We start from the raw sequence: 15,477 nt of genomic DNA on the forward strand, positions 1-15,477 counted from the left end.
TGTGATCAGGACATCACTTCACAGTGATATCCTGTTTGGTTAATTAGTTTGATCACTTCTTTGATTTCGATGTTTTCACCTACGATTCTTAGTACTCTGTCACAATCATCCAAATCGAAATTGGCCTCCGAATAGGAAAATAGATTGAGCAATTCTTTGAGTATGTCTGCGGCTTTGTGCTGGCAGTCAACATTTGTTTTGAATACTTCGATATAGGTTGGGTTCATCATGATTGTATCTTGATGATTCATGGTTTAGAAAAGTTGAGTTTTGAGTCTGCCAGTGCTTTACGCAGTTTTGGCATGGTTGTTTTGCCAATGCCATGCAATTCTAAAATTTCTTTTTCACTGTAGGTGGCCAGTTGCTCTAGACTGCTGATGTTTTGCCTCTCCAAGGCGCGCCGAGCTGGGGCGCTGACCGTTGATAGAAATCCCTGACTAGGTCGATTGTGTTTTTCACAAATGGGACAAGTAGGACAGTCTGTGCTTTTGTAGAATTGATGACCTTGGGCACAGGTCTTAATTTTCTTTTTGACGAGTGCTTGTTGGTAGTTTTCCTCTAGCCTGAATTTTACGATGCTCGCAATCAGACTGTGTGGCAAGGGTTGATCCAAAGGGAATTGAACAGAGCCTTTGGCTTTTTTGTAGGGAGACAACTCTCGGAGGAAATGGCTGATGCCCGACGGAGCAGGATAAAATCCAATGTGATGCTTGTACCCTGCAAAATGAACCAAATTGCCGTATTGAAAAAATGTAGGCATGGCATAGCTCATTTTTTCTTCTGCCTCTGGTGCAGCTGCTTTGATGGTCGCTCTGATCTCCTGAAGCTGCCGTTGAACTGCTTCAGGAAATCTGAGGATGTATTGGTCTATTTCAGAGTTTTTCATACTATTCGGTTTTTCCTTTGAAAGTGGCATAGATGGCCATGGCATGTCCATGGCCCAGTTCAAAATCCTTTTTCAACCAGTCCAGTACTTGTCCAGCTTTGAGACCAATGACTAGTTTACCATTTTGGATGAAGCCTTTTTGCTCCGCCAATGTTTTAAAGTCATCTGGTGATTTTCCAGTCTTGGCTTTGATGTTGTCGATGTACGCTTGAAATGACATGTCACTTAGTTTTGAGGCTTGGATTGCAGTTGGTGGTAGCTAAAATACGAGAGCATCAAAATACCTAAAACGATCAAAGGAAATACAGCCTGAAATCCAAAACCGTCTATTACCCAATGACTGATCATGGCAAAAAGAAAATCAAATGTAAATCCAGCATAAGCCCATTCTTTGATTCTCTTGGGTACTATGGGAATGATGAGCGCCAAGGTGCCTGCTACCTTGAATAGGATCAAGGCTGTGCCAAAATACTCAGGATAACCCAAATGTCTGATGCCTTCTTTGGCCATTTCGGTATGACCAGTCAAGGCTGGCATTACACCTTCAAATAGGAAAATGATTACTGTGGTAATCCAAAAGGTTATTTTTGTCTTTTTCATTGTTTTTGATTTAAAATACTCAATACTCAATACTCAATACCTTTCCGTTCATAGTTCAGCAGCCAGTGGTTGCCGTATTTGTCCGTCAGGTTTCCAAATAGTGCTCCCCAAAAGGAGTCTTCCAGAGGGTGTTCTGCTATTCCTCCTGCGGACAGTTTTTCAAAGCAAGACCTGATTTCTTCCTCACTACCGCAGCTTAGAGACAAAGAGACCGCATTACCGTGGTTCAAACCAGATTGTCCTACCATATCTGAGGCCAACAAGGTCAGGTCGTTTTTGGTCAACGCAGCGTGAAGGATACAATCTTTCATTCGTTGTGGCATTTTCTCTGAGAGTGGAGAGTCTCCTATGGTCTGGAATCTCAGGGTTCCTCCTAGACAAGATTGGTAGAAGGTCATCGCTTCTCTGCAATTGCCAGAAAATGTCAAATAGGAATGTATCTTCATGACTCTGAGGCTTTGATTAAGGTCTCAATATCAAACTTACTCATCTTCAAAAAGGCAGCTGTGACTTTAGGCGCTTTGACAGGATCGCTCATCAGACTCTCCAATACGGTAGGTACTACCTGCCATGATACGCCAAACGGATCCTTGAGCCAGCCACACTGGCTCTCTTGACCACCTTCTGTCAACCTTTGCCAGTAGTAATCGATTTCTTCCTGAGTCTCACAATCTATCACAAATGAAAGCCCTTCGCTAAACTGAAAATCATGTTCGTACGAACTATCCATTGCCATAAGCACTGTTTTGTCAAGCGTAAACTGTGCGTGTTTGACCGTCCCTGTAGGCTCTTGATCCGCCTCACTGTAGCGCAACACACCTCTGATACTGGACGGTTCAAAAATAGCGGTGTAGAAATCTATTGCATCTATCGTTTTGCCGTGCTGCTCACCTACAAACATCAAAGTTGGGGTAAACTTTTGACCCACTTCGGACAGCTTGCCATAGGACAGCTGCCAGTTAACTCCGAATTTGTCTTGAATCCATCCATATTTTTCACTCCAATCATATTTGTCCAAAGGCATGAGTACATTGCCACCCTTGGAGAGTTGCTGCCATGCCAGATCGATCTCATCTATGCTTTCACAAACGACGAAGAAGGAGATGGAGGGATTGATTTTGAACATGGAGCCGCCGTTGAGTCCCATGAACTTTTGGCCGGACATTTCAAAATTAACCACCATAGGAGTGTCTGCCGTAACTCTTGCATGGGGGAATATACTACAGTATAAATCTGCTGCCTCTTTGGCATTGCCATCGAACCAAAGACATGGATATATTGGATTTTTCATGGGTGTTTAGTTTTTAAGAAAAGCGTTAGTCTGCATCATGTAAGTCGTTTCTAAAAGTAGATAAGGATTATAGACACTATGATTTTTTGTCTAAAATCTAGTGTCTAGTAATCTACATTCATCATGCAAGGGATTCGGTGTATTTCTTAAAGTTGTCCAATATTGCTTGCCAACCGTCTTTTTGCATTTCTACTGGGTTTTCATGTTCAGGATCGAAAGTCTCCGTTAGCTTGGTGTGATTCCCTGAGCTGGTGAATTGTACCATGACCGTTCGGCCATCCTCCATCGTATAGGCAATCAACTCATGGAGTTTTACCTCGTCGTACACGCCAGCAAAGTCGAACCCAAAACTACCGTCTTTGGCTTCCATTCTTGAAGTGAATCGTCCACCTTTTCTCAAATCATTTTCTGCCCTAGGGGTGTGCCAATCTGGAGAAGCATTGTTCCATTGTGTGATATGTTCTGGTTTTGTCCAAACTTCCCATACTTTGGTTATAGGAGCAGTAATGTTTGTTTCTACTGTGATTTTTGTTTTCATGATATTTTTTGTTTTTGTGATGATACAAAATTGAGGATTCTTTTCTTAATCGTTGAAGTGCAAATGCGACACTTTGAAGGGCAGATAATGACAAGATGTTTTTCTACTTTTACAGTATCAATCAACTCCTATACCATGAAAAATGTATCGATTCTCATTCTAGAAACTGCCGTGATCGAAGCAATCGCCGATCCACATTACATATTCAAGGCGGTCAATCAGTTTTTACAATTTTCTGGCAAAGAACCGCTATTTAATGTGCAACTGGTCGGTTTGACCAAAGAGGTGAAACTCGAAGGAAGTTTGTACACCGTGCACACCGAAAAATTGCTGCATGAGGTTGATAAAACGGATTTGATTTTCATCCCGGCGTTGAGCGGGGACATGGATATGGCACTGCATCTCAATCAAGCTTACATCCCATGGATTGTGAGTCAGCATCAGCGTGGAGCCGAAGTAGCCTCCCTTTGCATTGGGGCTTTCTTGTTGGCCTCTACGGGTCTGTTGGACGGCAAGCGATGCTCTACCCATTGGAACTCTGCCAATGATTTTAGAAATCGTTTTCCTGAGGTGGATCTTGTGGATGGCAGTATCATTACAGAAGAAAATGGCATCTATTCCAGTGGAGGAGCCAATTCCTACTGGAGTCTCTTGCTCTATTTGGTTGAGAAATACACAGACCGAGACACAGCGATTTTGGCTTCCAAGTATTTTGCTGTGGATATAGATCGAGATAGCCAGGCTGCCTTTATGATGTTTGAAGGACAAAAAAATCACGATGATGCGGAGGTATTAAAAGCCCAGTTGTTCATAGAACAACACTATCAGGACAAAATCACGATTGCTGATCTGGCAGACAGCGTAGCAGTGGGTCGGCGCAGTTTTGAGCGTAGGTTCAAGTCAGCTACCAACAATACCGTGATCGAATACATCCAAAGAGTGAAAATAGAGGCAGCCAAACGCAACTTTGAGAGCAGTCAAAGAAACATCAGTGAAGTGATGTTTTCTGTAGGTTATACAGATACAAAGGCATTTAGGACGGTATTCAAAAAAATAACAGGTCTCACACCTATTGAGTATCGAAACAAGTACAACAAGCAGGAAGTAGGGAGTCAGTTGCCTTGATCCAGTAGCTTGCTGTGCTCTTGAGATTCATCTCTTTACGAAAATTTTGAATCCTCGCATTTAGCTTACAGCACGCTGCGAATAACTATTGCAGACCTTTCAAAAGCTCGTAGGATTTTAGCCTAGCCTGGTGATCATAGATGTGTGATACCACCATCAGTTCGTCAATCTGTGTGTCTTCTACAAACTGGTCGAGGCGACTTCCTACTTCGTCCGCATCTCCTATGAAAGAATAGGCGAGGAAGGGTTTTAGTGCTTCTTCGAACTCACGAGGCAACACAAACTTAGGGTCTGGAGCCTGTAGCGGATGACGCTGACGTGTCAGTATGCCCATAAATATCTTCTTCATGGACGTAGAGATTAGCTCGGCTTCCTCAGTCGTATCTGCGGCAATTACATTGACACAGGCGATGACAAAGGGTTCTTGCAAATACTTCGAAGGTTTGAAGCTGTCTCGGTAGATCTTCAATGCCTGGTGCAGTTGCTGTGGTGCAAAGTGACTTGCAAAGGCATAGGGGAGGCCAAATGAAGCCGCTAAGTGTGCGCTGTCTGTGCTAGAGCCCAAGATCCAAATAGGAATATCTAACCCTTCGCCTGGTATGGCTCTGACCGCTGAGTGTCGGTTGTCATCGGATAGATAATTTTGTAATTCTCTGACTGTCTGAGGGAATTTATAAGCCGCTTCATCGTCCCTTTGGAGTGCTCTGGCTGTTTGCTGATCTGTGCCAGGAGCTCTGCCCAACCCTAAGTCAATTCGGCCAGGATAGAGAGATTCCAAGGTGCCGAACTGCTCTGCTACCATCAGAGGCGCATGATTGGGAAGCATGATGCCGCCCGAGCCTACTCTGATGGTAGAGGTACCACCAGCGACATGTCCGATCAGGACTGCTGTAGCAGAACTGGCGATGCTATCCATGTTGTGATGCTCCGCCAACCAAAATCGATTGTAACCGAGCTGTTCTGCTTTTTGAGCCAGACTTAGGCTATTTTTAAATGCTTCGCTAGGACCAAATCCTTCGAGAATCACTGCCAAATCCAAAACTGACAGAGGAATATTCTTCAACTCTTTTTTCATTGTATCAAATTACTAGCTGCAGGGGCTCAGCTCTTGGGGGTAACATTTACTTATTGCTTTCAAACTGTATTGCAGGCAAAAGGTTATTGAAATATGCTACAATGATCGTCAAATATATTTCATAGTCATTGTGTGGGATAAATGAGACGATCGTGAATCAAACAGGGTTCTTATTCGTATCATGGGTTGTGACTGTTCAAATCGTCCTTGTTTCAATCTCGAACAAGGGGCTTGCAGAATATTTATACTTAAATTAAGACTATCCACAGAGATGATCAAGTCCTGTGAGTATATGATATCTATTGAAACCCTTTAAATTATTCACGTAATGAGTACTATTAGACTTGGAGACATAGCTCCAAACTTTACCGCAGAAACGACAGAAGGAAAAATTGATTTTCACAACTGGCTAGGAGATAGCTGGGGCGTTTTGTTTTCCCACCCTGCTGATTATACACCTGTTTGTACAACTGAGCTAGGTGCAGTGGCCAATTACAAAGCAGAGTTTGACAAGAGGAATGTCAAGGTGATTGCACTAAGTGTAGATGGTATCACCTCTCACAAAGGATGGATCAAAGACATCAATGAGACGCAAAAGACTACTGTCAACTTTCCAATCATCGCTGATGAGGATCGGAAAGTTGCGACTTTGTATGATATGATTCATCCCAATGCCGATGATAAGATGACTGTGAGATCTATCTTTTTGATTGGTCCTGATAAGAAAGTCAAGCTGATGATTACCTACCCGGCTTCTACTGGTAGAAACTTCGATGAGTTGCTTCGTGTGATTGATTCGTTGCAATTGACGGCCTATCACAAGGTAGCTACTCCAGCCAATTGGAAAGCGGGTGACGATTGTGTGATCGTGCCTGCTGTGAAGAATGAAGACATTCCGTCTTTGTTCCCAAAAGGATATACGGAGATCAAACCATATTTGAGAATGACCCCACAACCTAATTTGAAATAATTCAGGGTTGTGAAATAAAAAAGGCCGTTAGGAATTGTTTTCTAACGGCCTTTTTCATGTGCTACAAGAACGAATAATGTTTCGCATAGTAGAGCATTTGCTCTGTAAAGTCTTCTGGATATGCTACCGTAACATCTGTGATATTGCCAGCGGTATCAGTGACTGGGATCAACTCAGGGTTGATGAATCCGCCATAAGGTGCGATATTCAGTTTTTCGGCTCGGGACAGGACTTCAGCATGAATCACAGGGTCTACTTTTACGCCATAGTTTTCTACCAAAGCCTTTGCCGCTTCATAATCTCCTTCAGACTTGATACGCTGGGTTTCTCTGAGCAATCTGCCAAAGATCATACGTAGCTCCTGATAGTCGTTGATTTTATAATAGGTTTTGCCCTCTTTCAATACTTTTTCTATCACTCGTCCTGGGAGACCTTGTTCGAATGCCCAATTGGATACCCAGGCTCTGTTGCGCATGTGGGCTTCTTCGATGTCTTCACCGGGTTTCAATCTGCGCAGCTGTATGAGCAGGCCGTTTCGGATGTAGCTGTCATATTCTTCTTTACCTACTTCTAAACTAGGGATTAATCCCAACTCAACCAGTTTTGGGTCGAGTAGGTAATACAGACCCACTAGATCTGCACGACCTTCTTCTAGGGTAGAGGCGTAATTTTTTAAAGTTTCTGCGGGTGTACCTACACCAGGATTCAACTGTCCTGATGCATGACCGATGACTTCATGCAGTGCGGTGTGCATTTTGTCTCCCAGTACACCATATTTTTTGGTTCTGGCGACCTCTTCTTCTGTGAAGGCAAACTCTTCTACCAACCCAGAGCCACTGCCTTGTGTATAGGCATCTATGATGTTGCCTAGGCTTACTGATTTTGAGCCGTGTTTGCTTCTGATCCAGTTGGCGTTGGGTAGATTTACACCGATAGGAGTGGATGGGCTGGCATCTCCAGACTCACTGGCGACATTCACTACTTTGTAGCTCACACCTACCACATTGCTCTTTTTGTGTTCTTCCATGATGGGAGAGTTGTCTTCAAACCACTGCGCATTGTGAGAGAGAACCTGCATGCGTTCTGATGCATCAAAATCCTTGATCTGAACGATGGATTCAAACGAACCTCTGTAACCTTTGGGGTCATTGTACACTTCGATGAAACTGTTGATGTAGTCAATGTCACCTTCGGTAGCACCTGCCCACACGACATTGTACTCATCCCATGTTTTCAAATCCCCAGTTTGGTAATAGGCAATCAACAAGTCCAGCGCCTTCTTTTGTGCTTCATTTTCGGCGACTGTACTGGCTTTTTCCAACCAATAGATGATTTGGTCGATGGCGGATCCATACAATCCCCCCGATTTCCAAACGATTTCTTCCAGCTGTCCTTCTTGGTTTCTGATCAACTTGGAATTCAAACCATAGGAGATGGGTTCGTCTGTGTTCTTGTCGATTATGTCCGTGTAAAACTGGTCTACTTCATCGGCAGTGATGTCTGGGGCATAAAAATTCGTCGCTGAACCAAGTAGCAAACCTTTGCTTTCATCCAAGTTTACCTTTTTATTATCTACCGCAGGATCAAAGATGGCAGAAAGAACTTCCTCATTGAGTTCTTGATTCGTAGCGAGCAACAAGCTGTCAAAATACTCGGACGAGAACTCAGGCATGATTTTACTCATCGAATAGTGGTGATGGATGCCATTGGCAAACCATATTCGCTTGGTATATTCCATGAGGGATTTCCAGTTTTGGTTGGTGGTGTCTCCCTCGTACTGATTGATGATGTTTTCCAGTGTTTTGCGGATGGTCAGGTTGTGTCGGTAGTTTTGATCATAAATGATGTCTCTGCCACAGAGTCCCGCCTGTGCCAAATAATAAACAAGTTTCTTTTGGTCGAGGCTCAGTTGATCAAAATTAGGAAGCTGATAGCGGTAGATTTTCAGGTCGGCAAACTGCTCCGTCCAATACTTGAATTCTTCAGTCTCTGGTGTTTCTTGTACTTTGGAACTTTCTTTTGGCTGACATCCATAGATGAGCAGGCATATCATGGGAATGTAGATGTAATGTTTCATGTTGTTATCATTCATTGTGTTTAGTCTGATGTAATTTAACCCTGAATTATGTAATTCAGGAGTTAATAGAGATTTGATGAATGGTTAATCATCAGGGTGGCTCGTGTCTTGCGTAGGAGAGCCAATCATGGTTGATCTGACTCACCCTTGTCTATTAATACCTGTTGTGTACGAATTGCTCCAGTTGTCTTTTGGACTACCTCTCCAGAGGAGTGAGAATCAGATTCTTTGAATAGTACAAATATGAAGAGAAAGTCAGTAGGTGTTTTTGAGGGGAAAAGGCTCAAAATGGAGGTTGAAAAGTAGATGAAACAAAGCATGTCAAGTGTTCGGTGAAACGAACACCTGTGTTTGACCGTCCGAACACAGGTGATTGACCGATCAAACACAGGTGATTCATCGGTCAAACACAGGTGTTTGAAAAGGTGGAGAAAAAGCCTCATTGCTGCATGTAAACGGGGTTTTTGTTCATGCTCATCGATTCCGTGTTGGTTGTAAGCCTCACCGTGGTATTGAAGACTACAGTCTTGGGGTATATGTGTTTGCTGTCTTGGATTAGTGCAAATTTCACGCTGGCAATTAGAGTGATGTTTGGGAGGTCAAGCCAGGGGATAGTTGTTTCGATCTCTGCTGTGACAATAGCATTTCTCAACCGAACGGTGTAGTTGTGCCATGGGCTAACACGCAGCACAACTACACGGGTGGTAGGACTAGCTAAATAAACCGAAGAGTTCTCTGTCAAGATTGGATACTATCTGTGCAAAATCTTCCTGTTTGTCTACGAAGTTGAGTTTGTTGACATCTATGATTAGCAACTTGCCTTCATCGTAGTTTTGGATCCATGTTTCATAGTGCTCTTTGAGCTCTCTGAGGTAGTCGATTCGAATTGTTTTTTCGTATTCTCGCCCTCTTTTTTCAATGTTGCGAACCAAATGATCAATGTCACAGCGCAGGTAGATAAGCAGGTCTGGCGGCTTGACATATTTGATCATAGACTTGAAAAGTGCCAAATAGTTTTCGTAATCTCTGGGACTAAAATAGCCTTGATCATAGAGGCTCTTGGCGAAAATATAGGCGTCTTCGTAGATCGTACGGTCTTGGATTACAGGCCTGTCTTTTTTGGCAATTTGGTGAACCTGACCAAACCTACTGTTGAGGAAGTAGATTTGTAAATGAAAGGACCAGCGCGCCATGTCTTTGTAAAAATCCTCCAGGTAGGGGTTGTTGTCTACTTCTTCGAGTTCTACTTCCCAACCATAGTGTTTGGCAAGCATTTTGGTAAGCGTTGTCTTGCCTGCTCCGATGTTTCCGGCTATGGCGATGTGTTTGATCATTTTGTTTTGCTGCTTGTGAGTGGAGAAGTTGAAAGTTTGAAAGCCGAAAGTTAATGAGATAGTAGTTTGTATTGAACGAGTTTCTTTGACAATTTGGCTGATTTCTATCCACCATTTATCATTTGTCAATCGAGATGTATTCAATCACCTTTTGTTAGTTGCTAATTGTCACGATTTGGACTAGAATTGCCTCGCTTTGGCTCGGAAACGGGTTAGCCTTTGAGGTCAATAGAATCGTGTAAAAGCGAATGGATTGGCTGACATAATGAGAATGATTCCTGCTAGTGACTTTGCGCTGTAGACTATTTGCAATCGAGGCTTGAATCAATTTTAGCTTTCTAACTATTCACATTATAACTTTAAACCTTCAACTCCTGATACCCATACTATTTTGGATTTTTTAGATAGAGAAATACAACGCTACACTGAGGGACATAGTTCTGCAGCCACTCCACTGTTGGAGCGAATAGATCGAGAGACCCACCTAGAGGTCATGATGCCGAGGATGATCTCAGGGCATGTACAGGGCAGGATTTTGTCTATGTTTTCCTACATGATTCGTCCACGTAGAATCCTCGAAATCGGTACCTACACAGGGTATTCGGCACTGTGTCTGGCAGAAGGGATGACTGTGGATGGTCGATTGATAACTGTAGATGTCAACGAAGAGTTGGAAGACCGTGTGAGGGGATACATAGCAGCTTCTGATTATGCACATCAGATTGATTATTACATTGGCAAAGGTGCAGAATTGATCCCTACCTTGGATGAGACTTTTGATTTGGTGTTTATCGATGCGGACAAGTCCAATTATCAAACTTACTTTGATTTGGTTCTGCCCAAAATGCGTAAGGGAGGATTTATATTGGCAGACAATGTGCTATGGAGTGGCAAGGTAGTCGAGCAAGTCAAACCCAATGACAAAGACACTTTAGCTTTGATTGATTTCAACAAATCTGTGCACGACGACCCCAGAGTAGAAAATGTATTGATGCCAGTGAGAGATGGCCTAATGATATTGAGAGTATTATGAGATATTTGATTGCCTGTTGGGCATTGTTGTGGGGATTGAATGCAAGTGCGGAGGATTTAATTAGTCCCAATGTGCCTTCTTCCATGGAGTTTGCGGGAATGAAATTGAAGATCACCGAAAGTGCCAGGAGGGATATTCAGAAGGATGTAGACATGCTCACGCAGAGTGAAAAATATTTTGAAATCAAAGCGGACCGAGCCAGGTTGTACTTTCCCATCATAGAAGAAACCCTTCGCAAAGAAAATGTACCAGAAGATTTTAAATACCTTTCTATCCAAGAGAGTGCGTTGATCTCAGATGCAGTTTCTTCATCCAATGCAGTTGGTTTTTGGCAGTTCAAGGACTTTACAGGGCGCGAAGTGGGTTTGCGTATTGATAGAGATGTGGACGAGCGACTCAATATTGTCGCTTCGACCATAGGAGCAGCCAAGTATTTCAAAAGACACAATTTTTATTTCAACAATTGGATATACACCTTGTTGGCACACATGACCGGGCGAGGAGGAGCGGCCAAATATGTAGATCAGTCACAATTCGGAGCGAATAAGATGACCATAGACCGCGATACCCATTGGTATGTCAAGCGTTGTCTGGCGCACAAGATCGCTTTTGGTAGTGTGATGGAAAAGAAGCACAGTGAAGGCATGCGGTTGATGCAGTACGATCGAGGTGCAGGTATGAGTTTGTCTAAAATAGCGAATGAACTCAATGTGGATGAGACGGAATTGCGTCAGTACAACAAGTGGCTCAAATCTGGGAAGGTACCAGGAGAAAAGACCTACATCGTGATTGTTCCTATCAGAGGCAAAATGAAGCCCATAGAAAAGATCGGCGGTGGCGTAGATGATAGTATGATTGTCAAATCTGGGTCTGACAAGGACTCAGGACGTGAACAAACTTCATTTGAAAAGGTCTTCCCATCCCTCAGCAAGACACTCAATACAGATAAGAGCATCTTTGTGAAAATCAATGGCTTGCCTACAATATTGGCTAAGTCGGGAGACAATGTCACCTCGGTGGCTAGCAAAGTCAATCTGGATCCAGCTCGTTTTGCCAAATACAATGATCTCAAGGTCACAGACAGGTTGACTGAGGGAGAGATTTATTACCTCAGATCAAAAAGAAATAGAGGCCTGACTTATTACTACACTGCGCAGCGCGGAGAGACACTCTGGGAGGTGTCACAAAAATTTGGGATCAAGCTCAAGCAACTCGCCAAACTGAACCGCATGTCGGTGACTGATCGATTGCAACCAGGCCGTGTGATGTGGCTCAGACAACGAAGGCCGTCTGACGTACCCGTAGAAATCAGAGAATTGCCTGCTGCACCCGTAGATGAAACGATTCCAGTGAAAGAATTGAAACAAGTTGAGGAGCCTAAACCCGCTCAATCACCTGTGCAGCTGCAAGAAGTTTCTGAAAGCGCTGTGGATGAGGTAGTGATACAAAAGCCAGCGCAAACAGAAAAGGAGGAGCTACCAGTATTCATGGAAATGGAGGATAGTCCAGAGTTGATAGATGAAAAACCCAGGGTTGTAAAAGAGGAGAAGGCTTCCTATTTCACGCATACGGTCAATAAGGGAGAAACGCTCTATTCGATTTCTAAAAAATATGGTGTATCTGTCGAGGATATCAAAGAATGGAATGACATGCAGAGTGGAGGACTAAGCATAGGCCAATCACTGGTGATACATGGAGAGGGACGACCGTTCGAATTGGCGCCTGCTCAGGTGGATTTTCATGTCGTAGGACCAGGTGATACTATGTATAGTATCTCAAAGAAATATGGTATTTCGATAGATAAGTTGCTTACTATTAATCAAAAAGATAATTTTGCACTTTCGATAGGCGAGAGAATAAGAGTAAAGGAATAGATGGGGGATTATAGATGTGAGCTTGCGTTGCTAATCGACAACAACGCAACCGACAATTTTGCTCACAGAGTAGCGATCGTAGAGTCACATTTGGCTCAGCAAGTCAAAGTGGTGACTAGTGGAAAGGAAGCTATTGCTTTTTTAAAAAAGGCGAAGGACAAGCTGCCGCAACTTATTTTGTTTGATGTACACATTCCAGTCCTCGAAGGGCAGGTGTTCCTACATGAGTATGCTGGACTGACACATTTTGACAAGGATGATGTCAAGATTGTGATATTGACTTACAAAGACAAAGCGGCCTACTTGGAGAGATTGCTCATCAACAATGAAATTTCTAAAATAGAAATCAAACCACTGACACTTGAAAGCTGCGAGCGACTAGGGGAGTTGGTTTAGGTAATTCTCAACAGTCGACCGTTGACTGTCTATTAAAACTCCGTATCCAATCCCAATTGATCCCTTAGTTTGAATACATTGGGGTTCTTCTTGGCCATGGCCGCAAAGATCTCTGTGCTGGTATAGGGTCTTCTTTCTTCTGGATTGTCAGAGTATTTGTATCCGACTTGTATCATTGAGTTACGCAATTCTTTTCTGAAAAACTCCAGCATTTCTACTTCATTCTTCTGTATCATAGAAGTCTCCACTTTGTTGGAGATAGGGAATTCAATCGTCAGGTCGTTGAGTACAAAGGGTTTGTTTAGGATGTTTTTGACCGAGACTGAGGGGTTGAATTTGTCGATGTAGTTGCGAATCGTGATCCCAATGGCCTCTTTGGTGACAGGTTCACTGAGCTCGACTATAGGTTCTTCTATTTGAGTTGTTTCTGTTTTGACTTCTTCCTTTTTGGATTGGAAGATGTTTTTCAGGTTAGGCGTTTCCTTTGCCACTGGAGTGGTAGAGGATGCTGGGGCAGTTCGTGCAATAGGAGCAGTAGAAGGAACTGCTGCCACAGGCTTACTGCCCGCTACTGGAGTAGGTTTGGCAACTTGTTCCTGAACTGGTGCAGGAGTTTTTTCGACTAATTTGCCGTCATCACTTTTTTTTTTAGTGGCGACTCCTGTCCGTTGGCCAATTGGAATGCTTGTTTGAGGTAGCCCAATTTCATCAATGCCAATTCTACATGCAATCTCTGATTCTTGCTAGATTTGTATTGCAGGTCTGCCTGATTGAGGATATTGAGTCCAGACATCAAGAAAGACAAACTGGTTGCTTTGGCTTGTTCGATGTATTTCTGCTCGATGCTTTTAGATACGTTGAGCAATTTGACAGTTTCTGGGTCTTTGCAGACCATCAAGTTTCTAAAATGCTCGGTGAGCCCCACTACAAAATTGTGCCCATCAAATCCATTCCTCAATATCTCGTCATAGATCAATAGTGCAGACGATACTTCCTCGTTGTACAGACTGTCTGTCAATTTGAAGAAGTAATCATAGTCTAGTACATGGAGATTCTTGATCGTGTCTTGATAGGTGACTTTGTTGCCTGATGAGAAGGTGACGATCAAGTCAAATATGGACAAGGCATCCCTCAGCGCACCGTCTGCCTTTTGAGCAATCAGGTGCAATGCTTCTTCCTCAGCTTCAATTCCTTCGCTGCTTGCGATTTTTTTCAGCTGGTAGGTGATGTCATCGATTTCTATCCTGTTGAAGTCAAAAATTTGGCATCTTGATAGGATCGTAGGGATAACTTTGTGTTTTTCAGTAGTTGCTAGGATGAAAATCGCATAAGATGGCGGCTCCTCCAAGGTCTTCAAAAAAGCATTGAAGGCTTGGTTGGACAGCATGTGAACCTCATCTATGATATATACTTTGAAAGTACCCTGTTGAGGAGGGTATCGTACCTGATCAATCAGGTTTCTAATGTCTTCCACGGAGTTGTTGGAGGCGGCATCTAGTTCATAGATGTTCAGCGCATTGACTGCCGAGATGTTGTCTGGATCATCAAATTTGTTGACCATTCGTGCCAAAATCCTTGCGCAGGTTGTTTTTCCTACTCCACGAGGACCACAAAATAACAAGGCCTGAGCCAAGTGATTGTTGTCTATGGCATTTTTAAGTGTGGTCGTGATGTGGCCTTGTCCCACCACTTCATCAAAGCCTAAAGGTCTGTATTTTCTCGCCGATACCACGAAATTCTCCATGGCTGCAATTTAATCATCCAAACCAAATAATGGCAGTTTGTCTTGTAATATTCTGATCATTTTATCTCTACTTTTTTGGAGGAAAGGCTAATGGAATGACCTGTGCAGAAGTATCATTATTCGAATGATAAATTGTGAATAATTAACATTGCAAGACTGGGTTTATGTATTAATTTAGCGAATCAAAACAAGCTATAGTAATCAAATTCAACAGTTATGTCAAAAAAATATTTAATTCTAACCATTCTCATGATGTTGTTCTGTTTTGCAGCGATGTGTCAGGACAGTGCCCAAGGAAAGGGTACAACCAAGGATGATGCAAAGAAAGAGCAGGCTTTTCATATTCATCAGCATGTGATGGTCACTATGTCAGATGGCAGGCAGGTAGAAGCTGTGGTACATGGTCACATTTCCAAAAATAAATATTGGGTGAGAGAATACCACGGAGGCAAGCAAGGCAAGGTAAAGGCGAAGTACATGAGACCTATGTCAGAGCAAGAGGTTGCCGATTTGAAAAAGAAGTAGTCCTAAATG

General features: G+C 43.1%; 18 protein-coding genes. 6 read left to right on the top strand and 12 right to left on the bottom strand.

The window, feature by feature from the left end; genetic code table 11:
- Nucleotides 1–5 precede the first annotated feature (5 nt).
- From N6H18_RS12880 to N6H18_RS12910, 7 genes are all read right to left on the bottom strand, one after another.
- On the bottom strand, nucleotides 6–251 hold the full coding sequence (locus tag N6H18_RS12880) for a hypothetical protein (protein WP_262308683.1): 246 nt from the start codon (nucleotides 249–251) through the stop codon (nucleotides 6–8).
- Nucleotides 248–886 carry a DUF1801 domain-containing protein gene (locus N6H18_RS12885; RefSeq protein WP_262308684.1) on the bottom strand — a complete coding sequence of 213 codons (639 nt, stop codon included), beginning with the start codon at nucleotides 884–886 and terminating at the stop codon, nucleotides 248–250. Before N6H18_RS12885 ends, N6H18_RS12880 begins: the two co-directional genes overlap by 4 nt.
- A gap of 1 nt (nucleotide 887) precedes the next feature.
- On the bottom strand, nucleotides 888–1,106 hold the full coding sequence (locus tag N6H18_RS12890; RefSeq protein ID WP_262308685.1) for a DUF4287 domain-containing protein: 219 nt from the start codon (nucleotides 1,104–1,106) through the stop codon (nucleotides 888–890).
- Nucleotides 1,107–1,111: 5 nt separating this feature from the next.
- On the bottom strand, nucleotides 1,112–1,486 hold the full coding sequence (locus N6H18_RS12895; RefSeq protein ID WP_262308686.1) for a DoxX family protein: 375 nt from the start codon (nucleotides 1,484–1,486) through the stop codon (nucleotides 1,112–1,114).
- Nucleotides 1,487–1,512: 26 nt separating this feature from the next.
- Nucleotides 1,513–1,932 (bottom strand): VOC family protein, encoded by a 420-nt coding sequence (locus N6H18_RS12900; RefSeq protein WP_262308687.1) that lies wholly within the window; start codon nucleotides 1,930–1,932, stop codon nucleotides 1,513–1,515.
- A complete protein-coding gene (locus N6H18_RS12905) occupies nucleotides 1,929–2,777 on the bottom strand; it encodes a VOC family protein (RefSeq protein WP_262308688.1) in 849 nt (282 codons plus the stop codon). The genes N6H18_RS12900 and N6H18_RS12905 overlap by 4 nt, the downstream gene beginning before the upstream one ends.
- A gap of 121 nt (nucleotides 2,778–2,898) precedes the next feature.
- Nucleotides 2,899–3,315, bottom strand: coding sequence for an SRPBCC family protein (locus N6H18_RS12910; RefSeq protein ID WP_262308689.1), 417 nt, complete (start codon nucleotides 3,313–3,315; stop codon nucleotides 2,899–2,901).
- Nucleotides 3,316–3,450: 135 nt separating this feature from the next.
- Between N6H18_RS12910 and N6H18_RS12915 the strand changes: the two genes are divergently transcribed.
- The gene (locus N6H18_RS12915) at nucleotides 3,451–4,440 is read left to right on the top strand and encodes a GlxA family transcriptional regulator (protein ID WP_262308690.1); all 990 of its coding nucleotides are present in this window, start codon (nucleotides 3,451–3,453) and stop codon (nucleotides 4,438–4,440) included.
- Between the two features lie 85 nt (nucleotides 4,441–4,525).
- Here the strand turns inward: N6H18_RS12915 and N6H18_RS12920 are convergent, their stop codons facing one another.
- A complete protein-coding gene (locus N6H18_RS12920) occupies nucleotides 4,526–5,515 on the bottom strand; it encodes an LLM class flavin-dependent oxidoreductase (protein ID WP_262308691.1) in 990 nt (329 codons plus the stop codon).
- A 328-nt stretch (nucleotides 5,516–5,843) separates the two neighbouring features.
- Here N6H18_RS12920 and N6H18_RS12925 point away from each other — a divergent pair, with 328 nt between their 5' ends.
- On the top strand, nucleotides 5,844–6,485 hold the full coding sequence (locus N6H18_RS12925; RefSeq protein ID WP_262308692.1) for a peroxiredoxin: 642 nt from the start codon (nucleotides 5,844–5,846) through the stop codon (nucleotides 6,483–6,485).
- Between the two features lie 61 nt (nucleotides 6,486–6,546).
- Here N6H18_RS12925 and N6H18_RS12930 read toward each other — a convergent pair whose 3' ends face one another.
- Nucleotides 6,547–8,562 carry a dipeptidyl peptidase 3 gene (locus N6H18_RS12930; protein WP_262308693.1) on the bottom strand — a complete coding sequence of 672 codons (2,016 nt, stop codon included), beginning with the start codon at nucleotides 8,560–8,562 and terminating at the stop codon, nucleotides 6,547–6,549.
- Between the two features lie 710 nt (nucleotides 8,563–9,272).
- The gene (locus tag N6H18_RS12935) at nucleotides 9,273–9,896 is read right to left on the bottom strand and encodes a deoxynucleoside kinase (RefSeq protein WP_262308694.1); all 624 of its coding nucleotides are present in this window, start codon (nucleotides 9,894–9,896) and stop codon (nucleotides 9,273–9,275) included.
- A 391-nt stretch (nucleotides 9,897–10,287) separates the two neighbouring features.
- Here N6H18_RS12935 and N6H18_RS12940 point away from each other — a divergent pair, with 391 nt between their 5' ends.
- The 3 genes from N6H18_RS12940 to N6H18_RS12950 are packed head-to-tail and all read left to right on the top strand — an operon-like array spanning nucleotide 10,288 to nucleotide 13,199.
- The gene (locus tag N6H18_RS12940; protein ID WP_262308695.1) at nucleotides 10,288–10,929 is read left to right on the top strand and encodes an O-methyltransferase; all 642 of its coding nucleotides are present in this window, start codon (nucleotides 10,288–10,290) and stop codon (nucleotides 10,927–10,929) included.
- Nucleotides 10,926–12,803, top strand: coding sequence for a LysM peptidoglycan-binding domain-containing protein (locus N6H18_RS12945; RefSeq protein WP_262308696.1), 1,878 nt, complete (start codon nucleotides 10,926–10,928; stop codon nucleotides 12,801–12,803). The genes N6H18_RS12940 and N6H18_RS12945 overlap by 4 nt, the downstream gene beginning before the upstream one ends.
- Complete coding sequence (locus N6H18_RS12950; protein WP_262308697.1) at nucleotides 12,804–13,199, top strand: response regulator; 396 nt, start codon at nucleotides 12,804–12,806, stop codon at nucleotides 13,197–13,199.
- A gap of 32 nt (nucleotides 13,200–13,231) precedes the next feature.
- Here the strand turns inward: N6H18_RS12950 and N6H18_RS12955 are convergent, their stop codons facing one another.
- Entirely contained in the window at nucleotides 13,232–13,753 is a 522-nt protein-coding gene (locus N6H18_RS12955; RefSeq protein WP_262308698.1) for a hypothetical protein, read from the bottom strand.
- A 68-nt stretch (nucleotides 13,754–13,821) separates the two neighbouring features.
- On the bottom strand, nucleotides 13,822–14,943 hold the full coding sequence (gene dnaX / locus N6H18_RS12960) for a DNA polymerase III subunit gamma/tau (protein WP_262308699.1): 1,122 nt from the start codon (nucleotides 14,941–14,943) through the stop codon (nucleotides 13,822–13,824).
- Nucleotides 14,944–15,159: 216 nt separating this feature from the next.
- On the opposite strand from dnaX, the gene N6H18_RS12965 reads away from it, so the two are divergent.
- Nucleotides 15,160–15,468 (top strand): hypothetical protein, encoded by a 309-nt coding sequence (locus N6H18_RS12965; RefSeq protein ID WP_262308700.1) that lies wholly within the window; start codon nucleotides 15,160–15,162, stop codon nucleotides 15,466–15,468.
- Nucleotides 15,469–15,477: the final 9 nt, after the last annotated feature.

Origin of the sequence: Reichenbachiella agarivorans, from assembly GCF_025502585.1 — a bacterium.
Classification (GTDB): domain Bacteria; phylum Bacteroidota; class Bacteroidia; order Cytophagales; family Cyclobacteriaceae; genus Reichenbachiella; species Reichenbachiella agarivorans.